The sequence below is a fragment of the Rhodococcus sp. BS-15 genome, assembly GCF_000813105.1.
In the GTDB taxonomy this organism is placed as follows: Bacteria; Actinomycetota; Actinomycetes; order Mycobacteriales; family Mycobacteriaceae; genus Rhodococcoides.
The window spans coordinates 1-24,358 of record NZ_BAOX01000045.1 but is presented as its reverse complement, the minus strand read 5'-3'; the positions used below and the strand labels follow the sequence as shown (position 1 = coordinate 24,358).

25 protein-coding genes and 2 pseudogenes are annotated in these 24,358 nt (G+C 64.9%); 17 read left to right on the top strand and 10 right to left on the bottom strand.

Translation table 11 applies throughout. The annotated features are described in order from the left end of the window. The 8 genes and pseudogenes from RHBS_RS08385 to RHBS_RS31475 all read left to right on the top strand — a co-directional run. Positions 1-339: pseudogene (locus RHBS_RS08385) on the top strand (acetyl-CoA carboxylase biotin carboxyl carrier protein subunit); the annotation flags it as partial. Positions 340-350: 11 nt separating this feature from the next. Continuing rightward, a complete protein-coding gene (locus RHBS_RS08380) occupies positions 351-815 on the top strand; it encodes a MarR family transcriptional regulator (RefSeq protein ID WP_121870537.1) in 465 nt (154 codons plus the stop codon). Between the two features lie 167 nt (positions 816-982). Beyond that, positions 983-3,136, top strand: a complete 2,154-nt coding sequence (locus RHBS_RS08375; RefSeq protein WP_128645343.1) for an MMPL family transporter — start codon at positions 983-985, stop codon at positions 3,134-3,136. A 35-nt stretch (positions 3,137-3,171) separates the two neighbouring features. Further along, a complete protein-coding gene (locus RHBS_RS08370) occupies positions 3,172-3,591 on the top strand; it encodes a DUF302 domain-containing protein (RefSeq protein WP_128645342.1) in 420 nt (139 codons plus the stop codon). A gap of 52 nt (positions 3,592-3,643) precedes the next feature. After that, complete coding sequence (locus tag RHBS_RS08365) at positions 3,644-3,913, top strand: metal-sensitive transcriptional regulator (RefSeq protein ID WP_032397635.1); 270 nt, start codon at positions 3,644-3,646, stop codon at positions 3,911-3,913. Positions 3,914-4,070: 157 nt separating this feature from the next. Continuing rightward, positions 4,071-4,550: a Fur family transcriptional regulator gene (locus RHBS_RS08360; RefSeq protein WP_128645341.1), complete on the top strand. Its 480-nt coding sequence runs from the start codon at positions 4,071-4,073 to the stop codon at positions 4,548-4,550. Between the two features lie 79 nt (positions 4,551-4,629). Continuing rightward, a complete protein-coding gene (gene katG, locus RHBS_RS08355) occupies positions 4,630-6,810 on the top strand; it encodes a catalase/peroxidase HPI (RefSeq protein ID WP_237669099.1) in 2,181 nt (726 codons plus the stop codon). Between the two features lie 151 nt (positions 6,811-6,961). Beyond that, the gene (locus RHBS_RS31475; RefSeq protein ID WP_254923937.1) at positions 6,962-7,096 is read left to right on the top strand and encodes a hypothetical protein; all 135 of its coding nucleotides are present in this window, start codon (positions 6,962-6,964) and stop codon (positions 7,094-7,096) included. Between the two features lie 4 nt (positions 7,097-7,100). Here RHBS_RS31475 and RHBS_RS08350 read toward each other — a convergent pair whose 3' ends face one another. Next, positions 7,101-7,742, bottom strand: a complete 642-nt coding sequence (locus RHBS_RS08350; protein ID WP_237669100.1) for a fumarylacetoacetate hydrolase family protein — start codon at positions 7,740-7,742, stop codon at positions 7,101-7,103. Between the two features lie 470 nt (positions 7,743-8,212). On the opposite strand from RHBS_RS08350, the gene glsA reads away from it, so the two are divergent. Continuing rightward, positions 8,213-9,460 (top strand): glutaminase A, encoded by a 1,248-nt coding sequence (gene glsA, locus RHBS_RS08345; protein ID WP_128645338.1) that lies wholly within the window; start codon positions 8,213-8,215, stop codon positions 9,458-9,460. Between the two features lie 184 nt (positions 9,461-9,644). Here glsA and RHBS_RS31780 read toward each other — a convergent pair whose 3' ends face one another. The 3 genes from RHBS_RS31780 to RHBS_RS08335 are packed head-to-tail and all read right to left on the bottom strand — an operon-like array spanning position 9,645 to position 11,022. Continuing rightward, positions 9,645-10,292 (bottom strand): hypothetical protein, encoded by a 648-nt coding sequence (locus RHBS_RS31780; protein ID WP_306303524.1) that lies wholly within the window; start codon positions 10,290-10,292, stop codon positions 9,645-9,647. Further along, positions 10,289-10,549, bottom strand: a complete 261-nt coding sequence (locus tag RHBS_RS31775; protein ID WP_306303523.1) for an FAD-binding protein — start codon at positions 10,547-10,549, stop codon at positions 10,289-10,291. The genes RHBS_RS31780 and RHBS_RS31775 overlap by 4 nt, the downstream gene beginning before the upstream one ends. A 50-nt stretch (positions 10,550-10,599) precedes the next feature. Beyond that, positions 10,600-11,022 (bottom strand): hypothetical protein, encoded by a 423-nt coding sequence (locus tag RHBS_RS08335; protein WP_128645337.1) that lies wholly within the window; start codon positions 11,020-11,022, stop codon positions 10,600-10,602. 202 nt (positions 11,023-11,224) lie between these two features. On the opposite strand from RHBS_RS08335, the gene RHBS_RS08330 reads away from it, so the two are divergent. Together RHBS_RS08330 and RHBS_RS08325 are read left to right on the top strand one after the other, a co-directional pair. Further along, positions 11,225-11,911: a HemK2/MTQ2 family protein methyltransferase gene (locus RHBS_RS08330; RefSeq protein ID WP_128645336.1), complete on the top strand. Its 687-nt coding sequence runs from the start codon at positions 11,225-11,227 to the stop codon at positions 11,909-11,911. A gap of 46 nt (positions 11,912-11,957) precedes the next feature. Further along, positions 11,958-12,122 (top strand): CDGSH iron-sulfur domain-containing protein, encoded by a 165-nt coding sequence (locus RHBS_RS08325; protein ID WP_121872582.1) that lies wholly within the window; start codon positions 11,958-11,960, stop codon positions 12,120-12,122. Here RHBS_RS08325 and RHBS_RS08320 read toward each other — a convergent pair. Next, positions 12,104-13,111: an iron-containing redox enzyme family protein gene (locus RHBS_RS08320; protein WP_128645335.1), complete on the bottom strand. Its 1,008-nt coding sequence runs from the start codon at positions 13,109-13,111 to the stop codon at positions 12,104-12,106. The two genes, RHBS_RS08325 and RHBS_RS08320, sit on opposite strands and share 19 nt — an antisense overlap. A gap of 124 nt (positions 13,112-13,235) precedes the next feature. On the opposite strand from RHBS_RS08320, the pseudogene RHBS_RS08315 reads away from it, so the two are divergent. After that, positions 13,236-14,416: pseudogene (locus RHBS_RS08315) on the top strand (zinc-dependent alcohol dehydrogenase). Positions 14,417-14,496: 80 nt separating this feature from the next. Here the strand turns inward: RHBS_RS08315 and RHBS_RS08310 are convergent. Then, positions 14,497-15,450: a ferritin-like domain-containing protein gene (locus RHBS_RS08310; protein ID WP_128645334.1), complete on the bottom strand. Its 954-nt coding sequence runs from the start codon at positions 15,448-15,450 to the stop codon at positions 14,497-14,499. A 213-nt stretch (positions 15,451-15,663) separates the two neighbouring features. On the opposite strand from RHBS_RS08310, the gene RHBS_RS08305 reads away from it, so the two are divergent. Further along, positions 15,664-16,056, top strand: a complete 393-nt coding sequence (locus tag RHBS_RS08305) for an OsmC family protein (RefSeq protein ID WP_128645333.1) — start codon at positions 15,664-15,666, stop codon at positions 16,054-16,056. A gap of 48 nt (positions 16,057-16,104) precedes the next feature. Continuing rightward, positions 16,105-16,932, top strand: coding sequence for a YihY/virulence factor BrkB family protein (locus tag RHBS_RS08300; protein ID WP_187298421.1), 828 nt, complete (start codon positions 16,105-16,107; stop codon positions 16,930-16,932). On the opposite strand, the gene RHBS_RS08295 is transcribed toward RHBS_RS08300, so the two are convergent. Genes RHBS_RS08295 through RHBS_RS08280 form a run of 4 tightly spaced genes read right to left on the bottom strand, consistent with a single transcriptional unit; the run spans position 16,880 to position 21,289 of the window. Continuing rightward, positions 16,880-17,704 (bottom strand): CDP-alcohol phosphatidyltransferase family protein, encoded by an 825-nt coding sequence (locus RHBS_RS08295; RefSeq protein WP_128645331.1) that lies wholly within the window; start codon positions 17,702-17,704, stop codon positions 16,880-16,882. The genes RHBS_RS08300 and RHBS_RS08295 overlap by 53 nt on opposite strands. A gap of 13 nt (positions 17,705-17,717) precedes the next feature. Then, entirely contained in the window at positions 17,718-17,948 is a 231-nt protein-coding gene (locus tag RHBS_RS08290; protein ID WP_237669098.1) for a hypothetical protein, read from the bottom strand. Between the two features lie 3 nt (positions 17,949-17,951). Beyond that, positions 17,952-20,354, bottom strand: a complete 2,403-nt coding sequence (locus RHBS_RS30350; protein ID WP_237669097.1) for a glycosyltransferase — start codon at positions 20,352-20,354, stop codon at positions 17,952-17,954. Then, positions 20,351-21,289 carry a WcbI family polysaccharide biosynthesis putative acetyltransferase gene (locus RHBS_RS08280; protein WP_237669096.1) on the bottom strand — a complete coding sequence of 313 codons (939 nt, stop codon included), beginning with the start codon at positions 21,287-21,289 and terminating at the stop codon, positions 20,351-20,353. The genes RHBS_RS30350 and RHBS_RS08280 overlap by 4 nt, the downstream gene beginning before the upstream one ends. A 168-nt stretch (positions 21,290-21,457) precedes the next feature. Here RHBS_RS08280 and RHBS_RS08275 point away from each other — a divergent pair, with 168 nt between their 5' ends. The 3 genes from RHBS_RS08275 to RHBS_RS08265 form a co-directional block, all read left to right on the top strand. Then, on the top strand, positions 21,458-22,537 hold the full coding sequence (locus tag RHBS_RS08275; protein ID WP_128645329.1) for a glycosyltransferase: 1,080 nt from the start codon (positions 21,458-21,460) through the stop codon (positions 22,535-22,537). Beyond that, complete coding sequence (locus RHBS_RS08270) at positions 22,534-23,643, top strand: glycosyltransferase (protein WP_128645328.1); 1,110 nt, start codon at positions 22,534-22,536, stop codon at positions 23,641-23,643. Before RHBS_RS08275 ends, RHBS_RS08270 begins: the two co-directional genes overlap by 4 nt. Further along, a partial coding sequence (locus RHBS_RS08265) for a hypothetical protein (protein ID WP_187298420.1) occupies positions 23,640-24,358 on the top strand: 719 nt, incomplete at its 3' end. The genes RHBS_RS08270 and RHBS_RS08265, both read left to right, overlap by 4 nt.

The following is a 24,358-nucleotide window of genomic DNA, read 5'->3' as shown; positions in this document are numbered from 1 at the left end:
TCCGACGTGTCGAGGTGTCCCTGCCCGGGGGAACTGTCCCTCGGCGTCAACGGCGGTCCTGCGGGAGCGGTGCGGCGTAAACCCAAAGCCCGCACCCGCGGCGGTGCCGGAGCAGGAGCGGCATCCGGCGATTCGGTCACCGCACCGATGCAGGGCACCGTGGTCAAAGTCGCCGTCACCGAAGGCCAAACCGTCGAATCCGGTGACCTCATCGCCGTCCTCGAAGCAATGAAAATGGAAAACCCCGTCAACGCCCACAAAGCAGGCACCATCACCGGCCTGACCGTCACCGCAGGCGACGCCATCACCCAAGGCACCGTCCTCGCAGAGATCAAGTAGGGGAGTGTCCGATGACTGCCCTCGCTGAATCGTTCGACGGTGGTACCTCTCCGGTGCATTCCACCGAGCTCGAAATCGTGTCCACGGTGCTGCGCATGGCGTCGGCCGCACGGGTTCGTCTGGCGGAGGCACTGGACGCGCAGGGGCTGAGCTGGGCGAGGTACGAGGTACTGGAACTGGTGTCCAGGCGAGGGCCGATGTCCTACAGTGCGCTGTCGCGGGAGTTGGTGCGGCACCGGACGAGTATCACCGCCACGACGGCCAGTCTCGTCGAGGCGGGGCTGCTGGTGCGGAGCGTCAATCCGCGAAATCGGCAGCAGTACATGGTCGAGGCCACCGACTCGGGGCACCGTGCGGTCACTCGGGCCGAGCGTGCGCTCGAGCGCGCTCGGTCGAGGATGGCAGTCGATGCCGATTCTGCTCGGACGCTCGAGGTGTTGCGCGGCATCGAGAAACAGTGGAACGGTCGGCGTTGACCGGAGGGTGACAACACCGGTCCCTCGACTCTGAAGAACAAGTACCCCTGGGTTGATACCCCCAGGGGTACTTGCATACCCTCTTGGGTATGTGCGAAGGTGGGAACGTTCGATCGTTCCGGGGTTTCGTCTGCCCCGTTCGATACCCCCGCCCGTATAGGAGCACAATGTCGCTGCGCGATGCCGAAGATCTTCGTCCACCGGATGATCGGCCTGTGGCCGAGCCGGGCTTGCTCGGCCGCGCGGGCGGCTCGATGGTGACCCACCGACGGTGGGTGTTCGGTGTGTGGCTCATCGTGCTCGTGGGCCTCGGTTCGTTTGCACCTTCGGTGTTCTCGTCGCTGGCCGGAGCGGGATGGCAGGCGAACGGATCCGAATCCGTACAGGTTCGAGAGTTGGCCCAGCAGCACTTCGGCGGTAATTCCTCCGCGGCGGTGCAGGTGGTCGTCCACTCCGACTCGGCACCCATCACCGATCCCGCTGTTCAGGATGTGATTGCCGACGTCTCCGATGTATTCACCGGCGACACCAGATTCGGGGACGTCGTTGCGCCGCAACCGGGTATGACGATCAGCCCGGACGGCCGCACCGGCATCGTCATCGCCGGGGCGAACGGCACCACCGACGAGATGGTCAAAGCCGTCGACGATGTGAAGGAGCGGTTGACCGCGCTCTCGACCGACGGAATCGAGGTGTATCCCACCGGTTCGTCGGCCCTGTGGTCGGACTTCAACAAGGCGAACCACGATGCGATGATCCAGGCCGAATTATTTTCGTGGCCAGTCACATTGGCGATCATGGTGCTTGCGTTCGGATCGCTCGTCGCCGCGGGATTGCCGCTGCTGCTCACCGTCGCCGGACTCGTCGCATCCGCTGGTGGTCTCGTTCTCCTCAACGGTGTCACGCCGATCTCGGTGTGGGCCATGAACTTCGCGATGATGTTCGCCCTCGCGCTCGGAATCGACTACGCGCTGTTCATCGTCGCTCGATTCCGCGACGCGTTGCGCAACGCCGACCCTCGGGCCGCAGTGGCCGAAACCATGGACACCGCAGGCAAAGCCGTCGTGTTGTCCGGGCTGACGGTGCTGGTGAGTCTGTCCGCCGTGCTGCTCGTCCCCGCGCCTGCGGTGCGCACGATGGCGGTCGGGATCATGCTGGCCGTCGCCTTCGTCTTGTTGGCGACGATGACACTGTTGCCCGCGGCGTTGGGTGCACTCGGACCCAAGGTCAATGCCGCCTCGCTGCCGTACGCCAAACGGCAGGAGCATCGATCCCCGAAGTTCGCGGCCTGGGGCGAGTTGTTGCACAAGCACCCGTGGCCGTTCGCCGTCGTCTCCGTGGGAATTCTGATCGCCCTGGCGCTTCCGGTACTCGGCTTGAAGGTGGCGATGCCGTCGATCGCGGTGGTGCCCGAGGATGCACCGGTGCGCCAGGGGTACGAGCTCGTGCAGGCCCAGTTCGGGCCGGGCGCACCGGGAGCACTTCAGATCGTGGTGCCCGACGCGGCAGCTGTCGAGACCGCGACCGCGGCTGCCGGGGTCGACGGGATCTCGATGGTGACTCCGCCGCAGAGTGCCGCTGACGGTTCGGGATTTGCTCTGCTGCAGGCAATTCCGTCGGTGGATCCGTCCGACGAATCGATGAGTACCGTTCTCGCCGATCTGCGATCCACGCTGCCCGATTCGGCACTCGTCGGCGGAGCGCCCGCGGAGAACCTGGACCTCCAGCAGGCCCTGAACGACTACCTGCCGATCGTCGTCGGGATCATCCTGGTCCTCGGGTTCGTGCTGCTTCTGGTGGCGCTGCAGGCCCCGCTGATCGCGCTGCTCGGCACTCTGGTGAGCCTGCTGTCCACGGCGGCGGCCTTCGGAGTCGCCAAGTTGATCTTCCAGGACGGCCATGGGGCGTCACTGCTCGGTTTCACCCCGCAAGGATTCCTCGACGGCTGGGGCCCGGTGTTCTTCTTCGCGATGATCTTCGCCATCGCCATGGACTACACGGTGTTCCTGCTGGCCACCGCCAAGGAACACTACGAACGCTCGGGTGACTCCAAGGTTGCTCAGGTCGACGGGTTGGCCCACTCCGGGCGGGTCATCTTTGCTGCCGCAGCGGTGATGGTGGCAGTGTTCTTCACGTTCGCACTCTCCGATCCGCTGCCACCCAAGGAGATGGGCATCATCCTCGGTGTCGCTGTACTGCTCGACGCGTTCCTCGTTCGACTCGTGCTGCTTCCCGTCCTGTTGCGGTTGACCGGGCACGGTGCCTGGTGGTCGCCGGCGTGGCTGCGCGCGGTGCTGCCCTCCATCCGCTTTTCGCACTGACATCTCAACCACACGACGATTTTTCAGGAGTCATCATGAACATCGCATTGTCCACCACACTGACCGACACAGATTTCGACACTGCGATCGACAGCACGAGAAAGGCGTTGTCGGAGCAAGGATTCGGGGTTCTCACCGAGATCGACATGCAGGCCACCCTGAAAGCCAAACTCGGCGAGGACATGGAGCGTTACGTGATTCTGGGGGCATGCAACCCGGGACTTGCTCATCGCGCCGTCGGAGTGATGAAGCAGATCGGTCTGCTGTTGCCGTGCAATGTGGTAGTCCGCGAGGACACGGCAGTAGTGGGATCCGTCGTCGTCGAGGCGATGAACCCGGCCATCATGGTCGAGGTCACCGGTGAGCCGGAGTTGGGTGCGGTCGCCGCCGAGGCCACCACGAAACTGCAGGCGGCGATCGCGGCACTGGGCGGGACCGGATCCGATCCTGCTTGATGCCCCCGGGGGTACCATCGGGTTCACTATCACAACCATCGAGGGGATCGACATGATCGGCGACGAAGACAGCATCGCACTGGTATTGAACCGGCTCAAGCGTGCGCACGGTCAGCTGGCCGGCGTCATCGGGATGATCGAGAACGGGCGCGATTGCAAGGATGTCGTCACCCAGCTCGCTGCGGTCTCCCGAGCGCTGGACAAGGCCGGCTTCAAGATCGTGGCCACCGGTCTGCGTGAATGCATGACGGGCGAGAGCGCGGGCGAGAAGGAGCCGATGACCGAGGCCGAACTGGAGAAACTGTTCCTGGCACTGGCCTGATTCCGGGTTGAATCCGACCGGGGAGCGACGAGAGAGCGAACAGTGGGAGTCGCGATTGCTCCGTGACGACGCTGTTGTGCGACGGCGAGGTCGACATCCGGCGAATTCGTCTGCATACTTGACTTTGTCCAGAAAAGCGGAGGATAGTATTACTGTGATGCCGATCTCACCGTACGCGGAGCTGTTACGCACCGCCGACATGCGCGTGACCCGTCCCAGGGTCGCGGTGCTCGAGGTCGTCGGATCCAATCCTCATGCAGACACCGACACGATCCTCGGACTCGTGCGATCGGTGCTGCCCGAGGTGTCGCGGCAAACCGTGTACGACGTGCTCAATGCGTTGACCGCGGCGCGCCTGGTGCGGCGAATCGAACCGGCAGGATCTCCTGCCCGGTACGAATCTCGTGTCGGCGACAACCACCACCACGCGGTGTGCCGCTCCTGCGGCGTCATCGCAGACGTGGACTGCGCGGTCGGCGAAACGCCGTGTCTCACCGCATCGGACTCCGTCGGTTTCACGATCGACGAGGCGGAAGTCATCTACTGGGGCTTCTGCGCACAGTGTTCGACTGCTCGAGGGCAGTCGACAGATCCTGTTTCGTTCCCTCCCGGTTCCCGAACACAGCAGAGTTCGTGAACCGACCTCGATCACAGCCCGATCGTCACACCTTGGAAGGAAGCACGTGTCAGAAGATCACACAACACGCGAAAAAGAGATGAACGAGGATCAGCCACAGGAATCGGGTGGCAAGTGTCCCGTCATGCACGACTCGATGCCGATGCCCGTCGAGGGTGGTAGCAACCGCGAGTGGTGGCCCAAGGCTCTGAACCTCAAGATTCTCAAGAAGAACCCGGCCGTCGGCGACCCGATGGGTGCCGATTACGACTATGCAGCCGAGTTCAACTCCCTCGACCTCGCCGAGGTCAAGCGCGACATCGAAGCGCTCATGACCAATTCGCAGCCCTGGTGGCCAGCCGACTTCGGTCATTACGGCCCCTTCTTCATCCGCATGGCGTGGCACGCCGCAGGCACGTACCGCAAGCAGGACGGACGCGGCGGTGCCGGAGCGGGCATGCAGCGCTTCGCACCCCTGAACAGCTGGCCGGACAACGCCAGCCTGGACAAGGCTCGTCGTCTGATCTGGCCGGTCAAGCAGAAGTACGGCCGCAAGCTCTCCTGGGCCGACCTCATCGTGCTCACCGGCAACGTCGCCATCGAATCGATGGGCCTGCCCACCTACGGCTTCGCCGGCGGACGCGTCGACGCCTGGGAGCCGGACGAGGACGTCTACTGGGGTCCCGAGCAGACCTGGCTCGGCGACGAGCGCTACGACGGCGATCGCACGAGCCTCGAGAACCCGCTTGCCGCAGTGCAGATGGGTCTGATCTACGTCAACCCCGAAGGCCCGAACGGAAACCCGGATCCGGTGCAGTCCGCACTGGACATTCGCGAGACCTTCGGCCGGATGGCCATGAACGACATCGAGACCGCGGCACTGGCCGTCGGTGGGCACACGTTCGGCAAGACGCACGGTGCAGCGGATCCCGACGTGCACATCGGTGCCGAGCCCGAGGGCGCACCCATCGAGCAGATGGGCCTCGGCTGGAAGAACAGCTACCAGAGCGGTGTCGGCGCGGACGCGATCACCAGTGGTCTCGAAGTCATCTGGACCCCCACGCCCACCCAGTGGGACAACAGCTTCCTCGAGACGCTGTACGGATTCGAGTGGGAGCTCTACAAGAGCCCCGCAGGTGCGCACCAGTGGCGCCCGAAGAACGGCGAGGGCGCAGATCTCGTTCCCGACCCCGTCGATCCCACCAAGCGTCGCCACCCGTCGATGCTGACCTCCGACATCGCGATGCGTGTCGATCCGATCTACGAGCAGATCACCCGTCGCTGGCTCGACCATCCCGAGGAGCTCGCAGAAGAGTTCCAGAAGGCCTGGTTCAAGCTCACCCACCGCGACATGGGACCCGTCTCGCGCTACCTCGGACCCGAGGTCCCGTCCGAGACCTTGCTCTGGCAGGACCCGATCCCGGCCGTCGATCACGAGCTGATCGGTGAGGCGCAGATCGCCGAGCTCAAGAAGACGATCCTCGACTCCGAACTGACTCAGGAGCAGCTGATTTCGGCTGCCTGGGCCGCGGCGTCGTCTTTCCGGGTCAGCGACAAGCGCGGCGGTGCCAACGGTGGCCGTCTGCGCCTGCAGCCGCAGGCAGGCTGGGAGGTCAACGAGCCCGACGAGCTCGCACAGGTCATTCGTGTGCTCGAGGGAATCCAGCAGTCGTTCTCCGGAACGGTCTCGTTCGCCGACCTCGTCGTTCTCGGTGGCGTTGCCGCACTCGAGCAGGCAGCCGGTGTCAGCGTGCCGTTCACTCCGGGCCGCATGGACGCGACGCAGGAGCAGACGGACGTCGACTCGTTCTCCGATCTCGAGCCGAAGGCCGACGGCTTCCGTAACTTCCTCGGCAAGGGCCAGAAGCTTCCGGCGGAGTACTCCCTCGTCGATCGGGCGAACCTGTTGTCGCTCAGCGCACCCGAGATGACCGTGCTCGTCGGCGGACTGCGTGTGCTCGGAGCCAACTTCGGAAACTCGTCGCACGGCGTCCTGACGGACAAGGTCGGAACGCTCACCAACGACTTCTTCGTCAACCTCCTCGACATGGGCACCGAGTGGGTCCCGGCTGCGGAGGACGGCATCTACGAGGCCAAGGATGCGGCGACCGGTGAGACGAAGTGGACCGGAACCCGCAACGACCTGGTGTTCGGATCGAACTCCGAATTGCGCGCTCTCGCTGAGGTTTACGCCTGCGACGACGCCAAGGATAAGTTCGTTGCGGACTTCGTCGCGGCCTGGGACAAGGTCATGATGCTCGATCGGTTCGAGCTGGCCTGATTTTTTCTACCGAACTCGAAGTTATGGATGGAAACCGTGCTCGATCCATCCATAGCTTCGAGTTCGTCGTTATCGGTCCGTTACCCTTCGTTGCCAATTCGTGTCCTCGGTCCCTGACTCGCTGCAATTTGGGAGCGGCAAGCTACAAGACATGACACACGACGAGGGGGCGGCAGGAGCCGTCGATCACAACATGGACGAATCACGCAAGGGAGCATCCGGGTTCGGGTCGTTCCTGGAGATGTTCCAGGATGCCTCCACCGACAAGTCCGACATCGAGCGCTGAATCGTCAGCGGGTCCCGATCGTATTGGTGACCGAACCGATTCGTTCGATGCTCAGTTCGACGCGATCGCCCGGGGCGATCCAGCGGTCGAGTTCCAGGCCGCATCCGCGTGGCAGCGTGCCGGAGGTCAACAGCTCACCGGGGTAGACGTTTTCGCCGCGACAGGCGTACGCGAGAGATTCGCCGACCGAGTATCGCATGCCTGCGGTGCCGGTCGTCGACCACACTTCGTCGTTGACCGTGACGGTGGCTGTCAACGAGTCCAGATGCGGTGCCACCTCGTCGGCGGTGACGATGTCGGCTCCCATGGAGCTGGCGAAGGTCTTGGTCTTGACCACCGGGCCGAACGGGGTGCGGCGCTGCTCCTCCCATTGGGTGTCGCGGGCACTGATGTCGTCGAACACCACGTACCCGCCGATCGCAGCTGTGGCCTCTCGCTCGGATACGTCGCGGACGGGCCTGGTCACCACGGCTCCGAACTCGAGCTCGAAATCCAGTACCCGGCTGTAGGACGGCCACTCGACCGGCGCTTCGTCGGCGACGACGGTGAGGTGATTGCCGGTGTAGTAGACCGGATGGTCGTCGAATCCCGGCCCAGGACGGAGCGCAGGAAACGTCGATCGAGTGACGGTTTCGAAACCGCGGATGAAGGGGACGGCTTTCGGAAGGTTGCGGCGAACCAGGTTGTGCGCAGCCAGATCCAGTGTGCCTCCCAGCCGAGGAAGCAGCGAAGCGACGCCGGGACCACCGGCAGCGTCGGTGTCGGTCGATCGATCAGCGCGACTCCCTCGGACACCGCACGCTGCACCACGGCTGACGCCGCGTCGCGCGCACGTTCACCGGCATCGAGAAACCCGAGCACGGTGCGGGTGAGCGGGCTTAGGGCCTCTTCGGCACCCAGCGTCGACACGGCGGCGTCGAGATCGACCCACGCCCCCGACTCGGGTACGTACACGGCCAGACGATCTGTCGAGTCGGCAGCGATCAGGCGTCGCAATCGCACGTCAGGAATCCGATCTTTGAGGGAGGGGGCCCTACAACGGTTGAGGAACCAGGAGTGTAAGCGGCTGTACGGTCGTAATGTCAAGACCTGCTCGTCGAGGGCTAGCGTGGACACATGAGATCGCCTGTTCCCGAATACCTCGCGTCCGTTTTGGAGGACTGTCGAGCGTTCGACGGCGGGACCGTGACAGAGGGCAACCCGGTAGTGGCCTCGGCGGATCCCGACACGTTCGCAGTCGCCCTGGCCACCGTCGGGGGGTCGCTGCACGGAGCGGGCGATACCGACACCGAATTCTCGATCCAATCGATAGCCAAAGCGCTCGCGTATGCGCTCGCTATCGAGGACAACGGCATCGAAGCGGTGCTCGAGGCCGTCGACGTCGAACCGTCGGGCGACTCGTTCAACGAGATATCCCTGGCAGCGGAGACCGGAAGGCCACGGAACCCGTTGATCAATGCCGGTGCGCTGGCGGTGCATTCGATGATTCGAGGCCACGGGAGCGAAGAGCGGGCGGGGCGAATGACGGACCTTCTGAGCAGAATGGCCGGACGCGAACTCTCCGTCGACCGTCAGGTGTACGAGGCCGAACTCGAATCCGACGACCGAAACACCGCGATCGCACACCTACTGAAGTCGGTCGGCCACCTCGGAGCCGAGCCGGCCGATGTCGTCGACGGTTACGCACGGCAGTGTGCGGTGACCGTGACCTGTAACGACCTGGCCCGGATCGCCGCGGTGATGGCGAACGGCGGTAAAGATCCCCAGACGGGCGAACAGGTACTCGACCCGGCGATCGATCGCCACGTACTGGCGGTCATGGCGACCTGTGGAATGTACGACGGCAGTGGCAGCTGGCTGGCGACCGTGGGTATGCCCGCCAAGAGCGGAGTGGCCGGGGCGATCATCGGTGTATTGCCGGGTCAGGTGGGGATCGCCGTGTTGTCGCCGAGGCTGAACGAGCACGGCAACAGTGTGCGTGGGGTGGCGGTGTTCGAGAGATTGTCGCGCGATCTGGGTCTGCACATGATGCATGTCGCGCCGAGCGGTGAATCGGCGATCCGAAGCGTGACCGAGGCGGATGGTGTGACCACCGTGGAGCTGCAGGGCGATCTCAGGTTCGCGGGTGCCGAGGCGGTCATTGCTCGCTTGGTCGACGGTTTCGGCGAAAACATATGCACAAAGGTCGATTTCAGTGAGGTACGTGAAATCGACGGCGCGGCTCGACGGCTCCTGCTCGATGCATTTCGCGCCCTGGAGGACGACGGTCACCGGGTGATCGCCCACGACCCCGACGGGTTCATGGATCCGCCCGACGGCTCAGAGTCGGCCGGCGAGAATCATGTTCCAGTAGGACAGCGGTAGGCCGTATCGGTCGAACGCCCAGGCGGAGCGCCTCGGTTTCAGTGGATCGACGAACGACGGCAACGATGGCGTCAGGGTTCCGGTGCGGTCGAACTCGGCGGCGATCAAGCTGTGTGCGCCGACCGCGATGGGGGCGACGGTGTAGCGTCGTACTCCGACAACGGTTGCCCGCTGCGCGCTGCGATCAGATTGTCGACGAGAATCGAAATCTGCTTGCGCAGTGCGCCACCCGAGGAGTCGGTGTCGATGGCTGCGCCGTCACCGGCGGCGCAGACCCGGTCAGGTGCGATTCCTCCAGCCACGTCGGACCCCGGAACGGCGGTACGAGGTGCAGCATGTCGTAGCCGATGCGCTCGTCGACGCCGTCGTGGTCAGTGACGGTGATGTGTCCGCTCTCCGGGTGCAGTGCCGTCACCGCGGTGCGGGCGAGGATTCGCACGCCGAGCTCGCGTAGTCGCCCGACGACGATGGCGTCGAGCTCCGGCACACCCAACAGTCGATGTCGATCCACCACCAGCGTGATGTCGATTCCCGGCATGCGGCCGGTGCGGGTCCAGTGGTCTGCGGCGAGGAACAACGGCTCGAGTGTGGTGCCGGTGCAGCCGACCGGTGGGCGCGGCACGGTGAATACCGCACTGCTGTGGGCGGGTAGATCGCGTACCAGTTGCCAGGTCCGTTCGGCTCGGTCGAGGTAACTGCTGGTGACAGTGGGGGATCGGAGCGCAGCCCACACCCCGGGTAGCGCGTCGGTGTCGACGACGAGGCCTTGACCGAGCACCAGATCGCGGTATCCGTATTCCGCGCCCGACGCACATCGCACCAGACGATTCACCGGGTCGATCGCTGTCGCCGAGTCTTCGAGCCAGACGCATCCGGTCGGAATGACCGAACGCTGCGTACGCTCGGCCTGGTCAGCGACGCCTGACCGGAGCCCACGTACGACAGCAGCGGCCGATAGGTGTGCACCTGCTTGGGCTCGACGACCGCGACGTCGGAGATGCCCTTCTTCAACAGTCGCGCTGCGGCGCTGATGCCTGCGTTGCCTCCGCCGACGACGAGCACGTCGTAGGTCGTGTTCGGGTTGGTCACTTGCAACACCTTTCGCGCATCGACGGGTGCCCTCGCCATCACCGAACGGATCACCGGGTGTCTGCTGTCGGCGCGATCACGGACTCGGTCGTCGATCGACGCACCTCGACTCGCTCCGGTACGAGATCGATGCCGGACTGCTGCAGAGCCGGTGAAAGCACAACGGCAAGTTGCTGATTCCACCGTCCCAGTCGGATTGCGGTGGCGTCGAGCACGGAGTGGACACCTGCGGCGACGCCTGCCACCGACGACAGGTCGAGGATCAACGCTCGCCCTCGCTCGGCGGCCTCACCGAGGGTTTCGGCCAGAACAGGGACGTCCGAGTCCCCGATCGTGCCGATCACCCGTACGACGATGTCGGCACCTGCGCTCTCGTCGACCGACAGTGTCATCTCGGTGACGAGGCTCTGCGAGTCGATCAGTGACGGAATCACTTCCACGAGCGGGGACGAAATGGACGGTACGACGATCATGAACACACTCCTGAGCAGCCGAACTCCTCGCCCGGCGCACGGGGAGTCGACAGTCGACATACGGGGACTGCGGGCTACTCCTCAACCACGCTTGGATGGACTACCCGGGGTGGGGTGTTCGTAAGCCTCGAAACGGCAACGGGTTTGACTGCGGGTCCGACGGGAATACGAGAACGATCGCTATACCGTGGGAGGCACGCCGATGACGACAGCCGAATCCGATTACATTCGAACCCTGACCTCCGTGCACGCCGATCCCGGAGTGTACGAACCGCAGGAGGATTCGCTTCTGCTGTGCGACATCGCCGCCACGACGGGCATCGTTCCCGGCGCGCGAGTACTGGACATGTGCACCGGAAGTGGTGCCGTTGCCATCACCGCTGCACTGTTGGGCGCGCGTGAGGTGGTGGCGTTCGACATCGCGCCCCGCGCAGTGGACTGCGCCCAGCGCAACGCGCGCTCGGTAGGGGTCGAGGTGGACGTCAGAGTCGGCTCCTTGGCCGAGGCGGCCGAACTCGAATCGTTCGACGTGGTGCTCTGCAATCCTCCGTACGTTCCGTCCGAGGTGATGCCGACCGGAATGGGGCTGCACCGTGCCTGGGACGCAGGCGAGGACGGCCGGATGGTGCTCGATCCACTCTGTCGAGCCGCTGCCTCCTTGTTGGTTCCCGGCGGGGTGTTGCTCGTCGTCCACTCGGAGTTCTCCGGGCCGCGACGCACCGTGGGCATGCTCGCCGACAGTGGATTGTCGGTGATGGAGGTCAGCAGGCACATCATCGATTTCGGGCCCGTGATGCACCGTCGCGCAGAGTGGCTCGAAGCTCGTGGAGTACTGGCTCCGGGGCGTCGAACCGAGGAGTTGGTGGTTGTTCGTGGCGACAAGCGATGACTCGGCAGGTGCGCGCACAACGGTGAGAATCGTGCGCGGCGGACCGATGCTGATCGACGGACCGGTGAACATCGAACTCGACGACGGTACGCGAGTGGAATCGGATCGCTTCGTCGTCGCGGTGTGCACGTGTCGGCGTAGCAAGAACTATCCACTGTGCGACACGAGCCACCGCGCGAAGAAACGACCTTCTCAGTCCAACGAGGACTGACCGGCAGACCATCGCTTCATCACGTGATCGGCGAGTTCGTTCTCGACGAAATCCAGTGCACGCATTCCGAACACCACATCTGCCTCGAGTTCGGGCTCGTGGCGAAGAAGAGTGCCGACCACATCGTGACGCAGCACCTGCTCGTGTACGGCGTCGGCCTCGACGTGCTCGGCGTAGAACGCAATGCATGCAGCAGGGGCATCGAGTCTTTGCAGTCCCTGCACGTAGCGCTGGGAGCCGGGCGACGAGGTGATCTCGGTTGCCGCCAGGTGGCCAACGGTGGCACCGCGCAGTCCTCGGTGCAAACCGAACAACGACATGAGATTGACCCAGGCCAAGGTCTGCGCCGGGACGCGATCGACGTAGCCGAGGTACGACGCATCGAGATTCGCGGCCACCATCGATTCGGCCCACAGATGCTGGTGCAGGCGATCGCCCTTGCCGCCGCCGTACTCATCGAATTCGACTGCCACATAAGAAGCTTTGGTCTGACCCGTCAACCGGGGGATGGCCCAGGCGTGCGGATCGGCTTCCTTGAGGTGATAGACGGAGCGGTGCACGAAGTACTCGCACATCTGCTCCCATGACCCCTCGTCGCGCAGGAACCACGACGGACCGGTTCCCGAGGTCGCCTCGACGGACAGCGCGTCCATCTCGGCCACCGCGTCGGTGCCGGGTTCCACGTTCTCGCGTACGTACGTCAGAAACGCGGACTCGAGCGCCGCTCGTAGCCGGAGGAGCTCAGGGTCCCACTCCCAGGCGTCGGAGACACCTTCGAACCCGCGGTAGTGCAGTTCGTAGCAGATCAGGAGCGACAGTTGCACGTCTCGTGACGTGGGATCGCCCTCGGCCGCCGTCGGCACGATCGCAGCTCCGTTCGGCTCACCCGCGGTCAGGGACCGCGTGATGGCGTCGGAGATCGGCCCGCAGGGGGTGGGCAGTGCGGGAGAGCGAGCGGTGGACGGGTCGACTGAGAACAACGCGGTCATACGTGGTGACTACCCGTAGCCGGGCGGTACCAACCACTGAAGGCTCGTGTGTTTGTGACCAGTCACAACAGGCGATGCGCAGTGCACGACATCGAACTCGGAGTCGTTCCATCGGAAGGACCACATGCGCGCAGTGACCTGGCAAGGCAAGAGGCGAGTCAGCGTGGACACCGTTCCCGATCCGCGGATAGAACTGCCGACGGACGCGATCGTGAAGATCACGACCACCAACATCTGCGGTTCGGACCTGCATCTGTACGAAACACTCGGTGCCTTCATGGACGAAGGTGACATCCTCGGCCACGAGCCGATGGGCATCGTCGACGAAGTCGGTTCGCAGACAGGGGATCTGGCAGTCGGAGACCGAGTGGTCATTCCGTTCCAGATCTCCTGCGGGCACTGCTACATGTGCAATTCGAGCCTTTACACCCAGTGCGAGACCACCCAGGTTCGCGAACAGGGAACGGGCGCAGCACTGTTCGGCTTCTCCAAGCTCTACGGTCAAGTCCCCGGCGGTCAGGCCGAGTACCTCCGCGTCCCGCAGGCACAGTTCACGCACATCAAAGTGCCGGAGGGCCCGCCGGATTCGCGATTCGTGTACCTCTCCGATGTGTTGCCCACCGCATGGCAGTCGGTCGAATACGCGGCAATTCCAGACGGGGGATCGGTGACCGTTCTCGGCCTCGGGCCCATCGGAGACATGGCAGCGCGCATCGCACAGCACAAGGGCGCGCGAGTGATCGCCGTCGACCTCGTTCCCGAGCGACTGGCCCGCGCAGCGGCACGGGGAATCGAGACGGTGAACCTGGCCGAGCACAGCGGTGGCGTCGGCGACGTCATCCGCGAGATGACCGACGGTAGGGGCACGGACTCGGTCATCGATGCGGTGGGCATGGAGGCGCACGGATCTCCGGTCGGCAAACTCGCACAGCAGATTGTCGGTATGCTCCCGGACGCGGTAGCCGCGCCGATGATGCAGAAGGCCGGTGTCGATCGACTCGGCGCCCTGTACTCGGCAATCGACATCGTCCGCCGCGGCGGAACCATCTCGATCATCGGGGTGTACGGCGGGATGGCCGATCCGCTGCCGCTGATGACCATGTTCGACAAGCAGATTCAGCTCCGCATGGGGCAGGCGAACATCAAGAAGTGGGTCGACGACATCATGCCGTTGCTCGGCGACGACGATCCTCTCGGCGTCGATTCGTTCGCCACCCACGAGCTGTCGATCGAGGAGGCTCCGCATGCATACGAGATCTTCCAGAAGAGCAGGACGGTGCCATCAAGGTGCTACTGAAGCCCTAGCGATGTGCTTCGAATACAGCGATGCGGCCCGGAAGTTCACGGGCCGCATCGGTATTCGCAGAAGGGTCGATCAAGCTACATCAGTCGATGGAGATGACATCCTTGGCGATTGCTGCCACGCGTGTCTGTCCTGCGGACACGACTCCGTGGCGGTTCTTGTGTGCCTCTTCGTACGTCACGACGGTGCGAACGTCGGTCGGGTTCGTGAGGTCCTTGATGGCGGCGACGGCGTCCGAGACGTTCAGGTCGTCGTAGTCGGCGATCGGCAGCTCGTCGGCGTCGAGGGTTCCGCCGGCCGATCGTGCGGTGTGGATCGCGTCGGCGACGGTGTCGACTCCCTCGCTACGGGTGACGTCCTCGGCTGCCTCGAGTGCTGCATCGCGGCTTGCCGTCAGCGTCTTGACTGCCACGTCACCGGCGTGAGCGCCGCGGCCCAGAAGTGCGGCGAGGCGGTCCGGAGTGGCGCGAGCTGCGTCCAGTGCACGGTCGAGATTGCGAGCCGACCAGTTCGCCGGAGCGTTGACGATCTTGACCGCGGTGCCTGCTGCTGCCTGGAACGGAGTACGACGCAGCGCTGCGGGTCCGCCGAGGGCGTCTTCCGCGAGCACCGTCTCGAGCCATTCCACCGTTGCGCTGTGCGCCGTGGCCAGCCGGGTCGCCAGTGCGACGACGGTGGGCTCGTTCGCTGCCGTGGCCAGTGCCTTGATGTACTTGGCGCGGCCCACCAGCTGCTGCTCGAGTGCGAGATCGCCCAGCAGGGCCTCGTCGAACGGCTGTGCCTGCTCCGCGACCGTCTTGACGGCAGCGAGTGTGCGCCCCAGAAACGGTGCGACGAGGTCGGGCAGTCCGCCGAGTCCGCGAAGTGCTTCTTCGATGGCTGCCGCGCGCTCGCGGCCGTTCGCGGCGTTCTGAGTCAACTCCCTGCGTACCGCCTCGGTGCGCGCCTGAACGACGCGAGTTTCCGCGATCTGGATCTCGGTGTTCGTCAGCTGCAGTGCGATGCGTAACTGTGCGATCAACGTGGATGTGCTCATGGTGCTCCCCTTTCGGTCGGGTGGTCGATTTTCTCTGGCCGATGCCTGTGGGTCACAGCGTGATGCTCGGCCCTGGCAACAGCGTTACCCGTCGGTAGGTTCGGTCAAACTGATGTGTCCGATGTGTGAAGATCGACACGTACCTTTCGGTTTCGTCTCGGCCGCACGAGCCCCGGCGGTTTCGATCGGCTGCCGACTGGACATCCGACATCGATGAACACCGAGCTGTACACCGCAACTGTCTCTGCCACCGCGACGGGAGTCACCTCCGACGACGGGGTTCTGTCCCTCGGTGTACGCGAACCGAAGCAACTCGGAGGTCCGGGGGAGCACACCAACCCGGAACAGCTGATGGCCGCCGCATTGTCGAGCTGCTTGGTCGAATCTCTGCGCATCGCGCTCGGAACCGTCGGAGGTAGCGTCGACGAACTAGCTGTGAAGGGCACCGTCGTACTCACCGACTCGGACGCATCCGGCTTTGACGCGAGGTTCGCCCTTGCGGTATCCCTTCCCGGTACCGATGACGCCGAAGCAGTGTTGGCGCAGGCAACCTCGATCTGCCCGTTTCTCAAGGTCATCGACGGAGTGGACATCACCCTTGAGTGACGCGGTGACGGTCGGCGTGTCCCCCTGTGCCCGCGCGAGATGACCTCGATGCGTACCAGGGCAACGCGGGCAGTCGGCGCGATCAAAGCCGGGTTCGCCCGCGAGGACACCACCCTGATCGCGGGCGGCCTGACCTTCTATGCCGTCATCGCTGTGGTGCCGCTGCTGCTCCTGACCATCCGCGCCTGCACTCTGTTGGTGTCGGCGGACTGGGTGCGCGGCGGATTCGACGCCATGTCGGCGTTGCTGCCCGACGCCCTCGGTGCTCGCGCGGCAGTGGATGGATTGGCCACGGCCGGAGTCGAACTCGGCCCGATCGGTGTCCTGATCGCCATCTTCCCCGCAACCTTCTACGGGGAGGGTCTGCGCCGGGCGATCGTGCGCTTCGCTCCGACCAGAGAATCGTTCACCGGTTGGCGGGGTCGGTTGGCGATGGTGCCGTTCTTCGCCGCCGCACCGGTCTTGCTGGCTGGGGTCCTCTGCGTTGCTCGGTTGCTCGACGCATCGACCGGGGGCGGCGGAGTCGGTGCCATGGCGCTGCGTGTATTCCTCGGCTTCAACTGCCTGTGGGTGATCCTGTCGGTCCCCCTGGCTTGGACCTATCGCGTGATTGCGCCACGTGCGGTGGGCTGGCGGGCGTTGATCGTCGGATCACTCGTCACCTCGTCCATCGTCACCGGATTCGTACACGGATTCATCTTGTTCCTGGCGATACCGGTGGACCTGGGTGCGCCGTTCGGAGGCCTCACCGCGATCGGCGGCGGGGTCGCAATCATGTTGTGGATGTTCGTGTTCCATGTGCTGGCCCTCGCCGGCTGGCTGGTCACGGCCGATTTCGATCGGCCCGACGATGCAACCCGAACATCAACTGGCTGAACCCGACGACCGCGAGCGCGCACGTCACCGACATTCCGATGGTCGCCGATGTTCCGGCAGCAGCCGGAGCGGCACCGGCAACCGTCGCCGTGACCGCAGCAGCGATCACCCGCGAAGGACGTTCCCATACCGTCAAGAAGCCGACATCCTCGATGCCGGAACCCACCGCGCGAGCACGTGCCATCTCGTGCAGCAACGTCACCACCCCGACCGCGACGACGAGCGGCATCGGGGCTCCCAGAGCGAGACCGCTCGCCAGCAGCAGCAGGTCGCTGCAGCGATCGGCGACGGTATCGAGCAGGTACCCCCACTGGGATTGGGACCGGCCGATCATCGCGACACCGCCGTCGATACCGTCGAGCAGGCCGGAGATCACGATCAGCAGGGCTGCGATCAACGGTGCCGAGGTGCCGGGTCGCGACAGCGCCACCGCCGCCCCTGCCACGACCACGGCGGTGAGGGTGACGGTGTGGGCGGAGACGGACGCGCGAACCAGCGGCGCGCTCAGCGAATACACGACGCGAAGCCAACCCGAGACCAACGCAGACGAGGAAGGATCGATGCCGTTGTGCAGCGTCGACCACGTCGACAGATACTCCTCACGAGTCGCCGGTTGTACCGACATACCGTGCTGCTTCGACGTACTGCGCTGATTGACCATCGAGAACCCTTGCTCGGCACTGACTGAGAGGAACTCGACGAGCAGGTGACCGGCGATCGCGCGTCGAGACTTCGAAGCGGAGTACCCGCCCATCGCGTTCTCAATCCGCACCCCGGCCGAGTCGTCAGTCGTCGTCGGAGTTGCTCGCTCTCCGGCGCGCTTTCAGACGCGAGATCTTGATACCCACGGCAGCGAACACGATCAGCCATCCCGAGATCAACACTCCGCCGCCCACGAATGCCGCACGGCGCAACGGATGTTCGTCGGCGTACACGTAACCGACTGTGCCCCAGATCAATGCAATCAAGGCGATGATCGCCATCATCCAGATCATCGAATACAGCGTTCTGTTCACAATTCACCCGACCTTGCTGTTACGTCGTCCCCGACGAGCGCGGACATCCATTGTTCCATCAGTGGCCGCCGCGTCGTATTCCCCGTCACCAGGACAGATTCGGTTGATGTTCACCGGTCGAGATCCCGAATTCGACGGCAGTGCGGTGCATGTGCCCGAAGAGATCCTCGGCAACGTCGAGCGGATCACGACCGAGCGCATCGGCCCACCGCGCCGCACGCGCACTCGAACGAGAACTGCGACACTCGACGACACCGCTGCGCCGACGTCAACGGTCATGCGATCGGCACCGGTTGCCAGCATTCGACGCAGAGCGTGCTCACCGAACAGTACGAGTCCGCGCACGTGCACGACTATGTGGCTGCGGCCGTTGTTGTCGGGCCGACCCAGATGAATGCGTGGGTCGACGTCGCCCCACTGCTCTCGCAACGACACCGCGTCCGGACCGACTATCCACACTGCGCAATCTCGCTCGCGCAGAACGGATCCGACCGTGGCGAGCAGCGATGCCGAGCTGTGTCCGGTGGAATCGACGACCACGACGATCTCGGGCACCGCGTAGACGAGGCCGTGAGTGCGGGCCGCGGGGTCGGTGATACGCGCGGACAGCATCAGGGCTTCGAGATTCTTGCGTTCGCGATCCCCGCCCGTCCGCTCGGCCCATTCGGGTCCGTCGTGCCAGGCGACCGCACGGGGCAGGTGCGCCAGGACGGCGCCGGCGTCGTAGGCGCGATGCGCGAAATCCCAGTCCTCTCCGCCGTATCCGACGAAGGTCTCGTCGAATCCACCGATCTCGGAGAACACCTGACGGCTGCACGACATGACGGCGCTGATGATGTACCGGTACGAACGCCGATCGGCGTCGAGCAGATCGCGCGAGCGGACATACCCGTCCCGAAGCCACCCCGGCTCCGACAACTCCGGCGGCGCGGACGATCCGCCGCCGAACCACCCGGCAACGTCCTCGGCGGACCAGCCCGTCAGATCGGCGTGGCGTCGCCGACCCACGGTGAGGGCATCGGGAACTGCTCCGGTCAGCCGTACCGATTCTGCGATGTACTCGGGCTCTGGGACGGTGTCCGCGTCCAGAAAGCACAGAATCTCCCCGTCGGTTGCGGATGCGCCGAGATTGCGTGCAGCCGCCGCGCGAAAGCCGAGATCCTCCTGTCGAACGACGGTGATGTCGAGAGCGGACCGAAAGGCATCGACGTCCGGTGCGTCGGGCGAGCCGTCGTCTGCCACGATCACCTGGAGCAGGGCCGCCGGGTAGCTCTGCAGTGTCAGCGCGGTGAGTACGAACTCCAGCTGACGCTGCTGGCGAAAGTACGGGATCACCACGGACACTCGCGGATCCCGGTCGACAGCCTCGGCGAGATCCCACCGATTGCCCGGTACCACCCATCGGCCGTCGGGTAGCTCGTGCGCCGCTTTCGCGCGCTGTTCGTCGAACAGTGCGCGGTACAGCGCGGCCGCCTGCTCGAGCGTGGGGTAGGTGACCACGTCGTGCTGCTGCCATGTCCCCTCGGGTCGGCGTAGAGCCTCCGCCATCGCAGCGGCGAGGCCCTCGATCGAATTCTCGTGAATCCACAGCGCCCCGGGGGAGTTGGCCTCCATCTCCTCCACGTACCGACCGCGCGGGACGAGTGGTCGACGGCCCGCCGCGATCCAGGAATTGATCGAACCCGATGCCGATACGTGTCGGTGGAATGCGACGGGAATCGCGACCGACCTCAGGATCTCGTCCAGCTCGGCATCGGGAACGAAACCGGTCGACGCGAACGATCGACCGAGTTGCTCTGCAGCAGAACCGAGTTCGCCGATCATGGATTCGTGGCCCGGTGACGCGGACCCGATCGAGAGAACGTCGACGTCGGCGTCCAGTTTCGTCATGGCACAGAGCACCTCCTCGTGCCCCTTACCCGGATAGACGAACCCGAGTACACCGACGACTCTCCGCGGGGCGACGGGGTCTGCGGTCCGCGCCGCCGCACGTCCGATCGGAAGAGGGATCACCCGAACGTCGTACCGACGGTCCAGGACGTCCTCGAGCAGCAGCCGCTCGTGCATGCTGGAGACCACCACCGTCGCCGTGCAACCGATCACCCGTCGGTAGCAGTCCTTGCGCGCCTCGAATGCGTGGCCGTCGGATGCCTGCGGCACATCGTGCACCGTGAGGGTGATCGGTGCGCGGTGCCGCTGAGTGAAGGCGACGAACGCATCCGCTGCCTCCTGGGCAGTGCGGCCGAACAACCGGTCGGTGAAGTGCACGTGGATCGCAGTGTCGAGGGGAAGATGCTCGAGATCGGAGATCACCGGACTCGCTGTTACGGAGGCCAGTTCGCGCGCACAGCGGACGACACCGTGCTCGTTCGGCCCCATCACCAGATGATGTACCGGCCCGGTCACGGTGCCGGCTCCAGGGTTCGGATCAGCTCGGCGTGACGTTCCAGTGCCGCACCGACGAATTCGGGATGATCTGCGTACCACTGCAGGTGAGCGCGGTGAACGGAATCCGGTGACAGGGGATCGCCGTCCACCGACCAATTCGGCCGCGAATCACCGTGCAGGCCAAGAGCATTCAGCACTCGTCCCTCGACGGGCGCGCGAACACCTCCGAGCAACTCGCGTCCCGGATCCCGCACCGTGCTACCGGTCTCCAAGTGATCGAGTATCCGCTGGGCGAGAGCACCGAGCACCACATTGGTCGCATGGTTGATCGTGTGGGTGGCGTTGCTCCCTGCATCTCGAAACAGGTCGGAGGCAACGATGTCGGTGTCCCGGCGTTCGCGTCGGCGCAACTCGTCGAGGCTCGCCTCGGCTGCCTGCCGCAGAGCGTCGTCCGAGACCGGTAGATCCCAGTTCTCGTCGCCGCCGAGGCCGCGACGGGCGGCAAGGATCGTCCGTAAGTCGTGGTACGGCACCATGTTCGGGACCGCAGCGGGGTCGCTCGGGTGTCGAACGATGACCTGGAAGGGGTGCAGCCCCGCGTATCTGAGGACCGGCCACCGAACGACGGTGGCGTCGGGTGCGAGCGCTTCGGCGAGGTCGGGCACCCCCAGCGGCAGTGCCCGATAGCCGGCTCGAATCGGCTGAGTGAGCAGCACCGACGCCTGACGAACGAGGCGGTCGACGTGGGGCAGGTCCGAGGATTCCAACTCGTGCACAGGAGGGATGCGCACCGTGCGCAGCGGCATGGCCGGATCGGAAGCGAGGAGGATGCGCAGCGCCTCGGCCTGGCAATTTCCCCAGACGAGCAGAAGCGGTCTGTCGTCCTCGGCGCGGCGACCCGAATTGTCCACCAGTTCGTAGAAATCGCCGTAGTGGCGGGTGCGACCGTCCATGCTTGCCCCGACGTCTTGTGCTCGTTCGTGTTGGACCATTCTCTCGTCAACGTAGACCCGGTGGACGGGCTTCGCCAACCCCGATTGAATCCCGTTGCAACTGGGTACAGGCCACGTATCGCGTGTCGGGACCAGGCACGATCCACCTGCCCGTACCCGAAGGAATTCATGATTCGCGTTGCATCGGTTCCGTCCTCGCACGCCTATGTCCGGCACCTGCAGCCCGTCGTCGGTGACGCCGTGTCGTCCGGTGACCGGTCGGTGGTCGTGCTGCCCGATCCGGCCCCGGTCCGAGTCGACGTACCCGGCCAGTGGTGGCCCCCACGACTGCTCGATGCTCAGTGGCTCGCCGAGCAGACCGACGTGCACTTCGATGTTCTGCACGTGCATTTCGGGTTCGAGTCCTTCGCTCCGGAGGAGCTCACCCGGACCGTCGACCATCTGCGCGCCCACCGGCAGCCGTTGGTTCTGACGGTCCACGACCTGCACAATCCCCATTTCGCGGACAACGCCGATCACCTGGGACAGCTGGACGTTCTGGTTCGCGCAGCCGACGCCGTCATCACCCTCACCGCGGGAGCCGCTGCCTGGATTCACGAGCGGTGGGGCGTCGAGGCAACTGTGGTGGACCATCCGCACGTCGTGCCGCTCGAGCGGATGGCACTGCCGCGCCCGGCGTCGGACTCGTTCGTCATCGGCGTCCACGCCAAGAACCTGCGGTCCAACATGGACCCGTTGGCTGTGATGGATGCTGTGGTCGAGGCCGCTCGGTCGCTACCCGACGCCACCGTCCGGTTGGACATCGACGAGGACGTGTTCGAGTCCTCCAGCCATTGGTACAGCCCGACGGTCGGTGCAAAGTTGCTGGACTACACGAGTTTTCCCGATGTGGACGTGCGCGTGCACGAACGCTTCGACGACGACGCGCTGTGGGACTACCTGTCCTCGATCGATGTCTCGGTGCTGCCGTATCGATTCGGAACACACTCGGGCTGGCTCGAGGCCTGCCGCGATCTCGGTACCTCCGTTGTCGCGTCCGACTGCGGCTTCCACGCAGATCAGGCCTCGGTGCACAGTTTTCGAATGGGAATCGATTCGTTCGATCCCGACACCCTCGTTGCTGCCGTGCGGGCATCGCACGCCGATCGAACGCCGGCGGTCGATTCCGGCTTTCGAGCGGAGCAACGACAACGAATCGCCGCAACTCATGCCGCGATCTATTCAGCAGTGACAGAGGAGATGCGTTGAACGAGAGCCCACTTCGCATCGCGGTGCTGGCGTCGTCGAGTTTTCCGGTGGCACAGCCATTCGCAGGCGGTCTGGAGGCACACGTCTACAACCTGGTGCGCGCGCTCGCCGAGCGTGGACATCAGGTGAGTCTGTTCGCCGCCGACGGATCGAGCGTCGACCTCGACGCAACACTGTTGCCGGTCCGAACGCTGGATCTGACGCCGATCTCCGTCGCCGACGTTTCGATCACTCCCACCGCGATCCGTGAGCATCACGCGTACCTGGCAGTCATGCTGGAACTTGCCGGGACGCTGTCTCGGTCCTTCGACATCGTGCACAACCACAGCCTGCACTACCTGCCGCTGGCGATGTCGGCGACGTTGTCGGTACCGATGGTGACGACTCTGCACACACCGCCGTTCGCGTGGCTCGAGTCCGCAGTTGCGCTGGCCCCTTCCGGTGCCAACACATTTGCCGCGGTCAGCGAGTTCGCCGCCTCGCAGTGGGCCGATGTCACCGCCGGAACCGTCGTCATTCGCAACGGAATCTCGTTGGAGGAGTGGCCGTTCGGCGCCGGTGGTGACTACGTGGTGTGGTCGGGTCGGGTGGTTCCGGAGAAGGGGCTGCACCTGGCCATTGCGGCGGCGAAGGAAGCAGGCCGCTCGTTGCGCATCGCCGGACCGCTGAGCAATCTCGAGTACTTCCACGAGTTCGTCGAACCGATGCTCGACGAGAACATCCGCTACGTCGGACACCTCGATCAGCCCGCCCTGGCGGCGTTGGTGGCGGGTGCCGAGGTCGCGCTGGTCTCGCCGGTCTGGTCCGAGCCGTACGGCTTGGTGGTGGCCGAAGCATTGGCCTGTGGCACTCCCGTCGCCGCGTTCGCAAGGGGCGGCATACCGGAGATCGTCGATGGCTTGTCGGGAGTGCTGGTGGCGTCCGACGACGTACACGGACTCGCCGCAGCGATACCCGCGGCGGCAGCACTGAGGAGGTCCGACGTCCGGGCGCGGGCAGAGATGGTGTGCTCGATGGACCGGATGGTGGACGAGTACGAGGCGCTGTACCACTCGACACTGGCCGCGGCTGCCGACTCCGTCGACGATCGACTCGCGATCGCATGATCGGCTATTACGCGCACCACCACGGGGTCGGTCACATCACGCGATCCGACGCCATCGCACGGTCGATGTCGGAACCGATGACCGTGCTGTCCTCGAGAACTCGACCTCCGGGGCATGCGGCGGCCGAATGGCTCTCGTTGCCACTCGATGTGGACGACTCTACGGACGCTGTGGCACAAGATAGTTCGGCAGGCGGAGTACTGCACTGGGCTCCTCACGACGTGGACGGTCTGACCGAGCGGATGGCGATCATCGCGGACTGGGTGGCGTGCGAGCGGCCGCGGGCAGTGGTGGTCGACGTATCGGTGGAGGTCGCGATGTTCCTGCGGCTCATGGGTGTTCGCGTGGTCGTGATGGCGATACCGGGGGAGCGGGACGATCCGATCCACAACCTCGCCTATCGGGCAGCGACGCACATCGTCGCGCCGTGGTCCCGCGAGGTCTACGACCCGACCTGGCTGCGTCCCTTCGCCGAGAAGACCACCTATGCAGGCTCGATCAGCCGGTTCGCCGAACGCGAGCGAGACACTGCCCACGCCGATCCGACGGTGGTGGTTCTCGGCGCCGCCGGTGGCACTGCGCTGACCCGAGACCTGGTGGACTCGTGGTCGGCGGTGGACGCCCGCTTCGAGTTCCGCGCACTCGGTGTCGCAGGCGGCGACTGGGTGGACGACGTGTGCCGGTGCTGTGTTCGGCAGCACTCGTCGTCACGCAC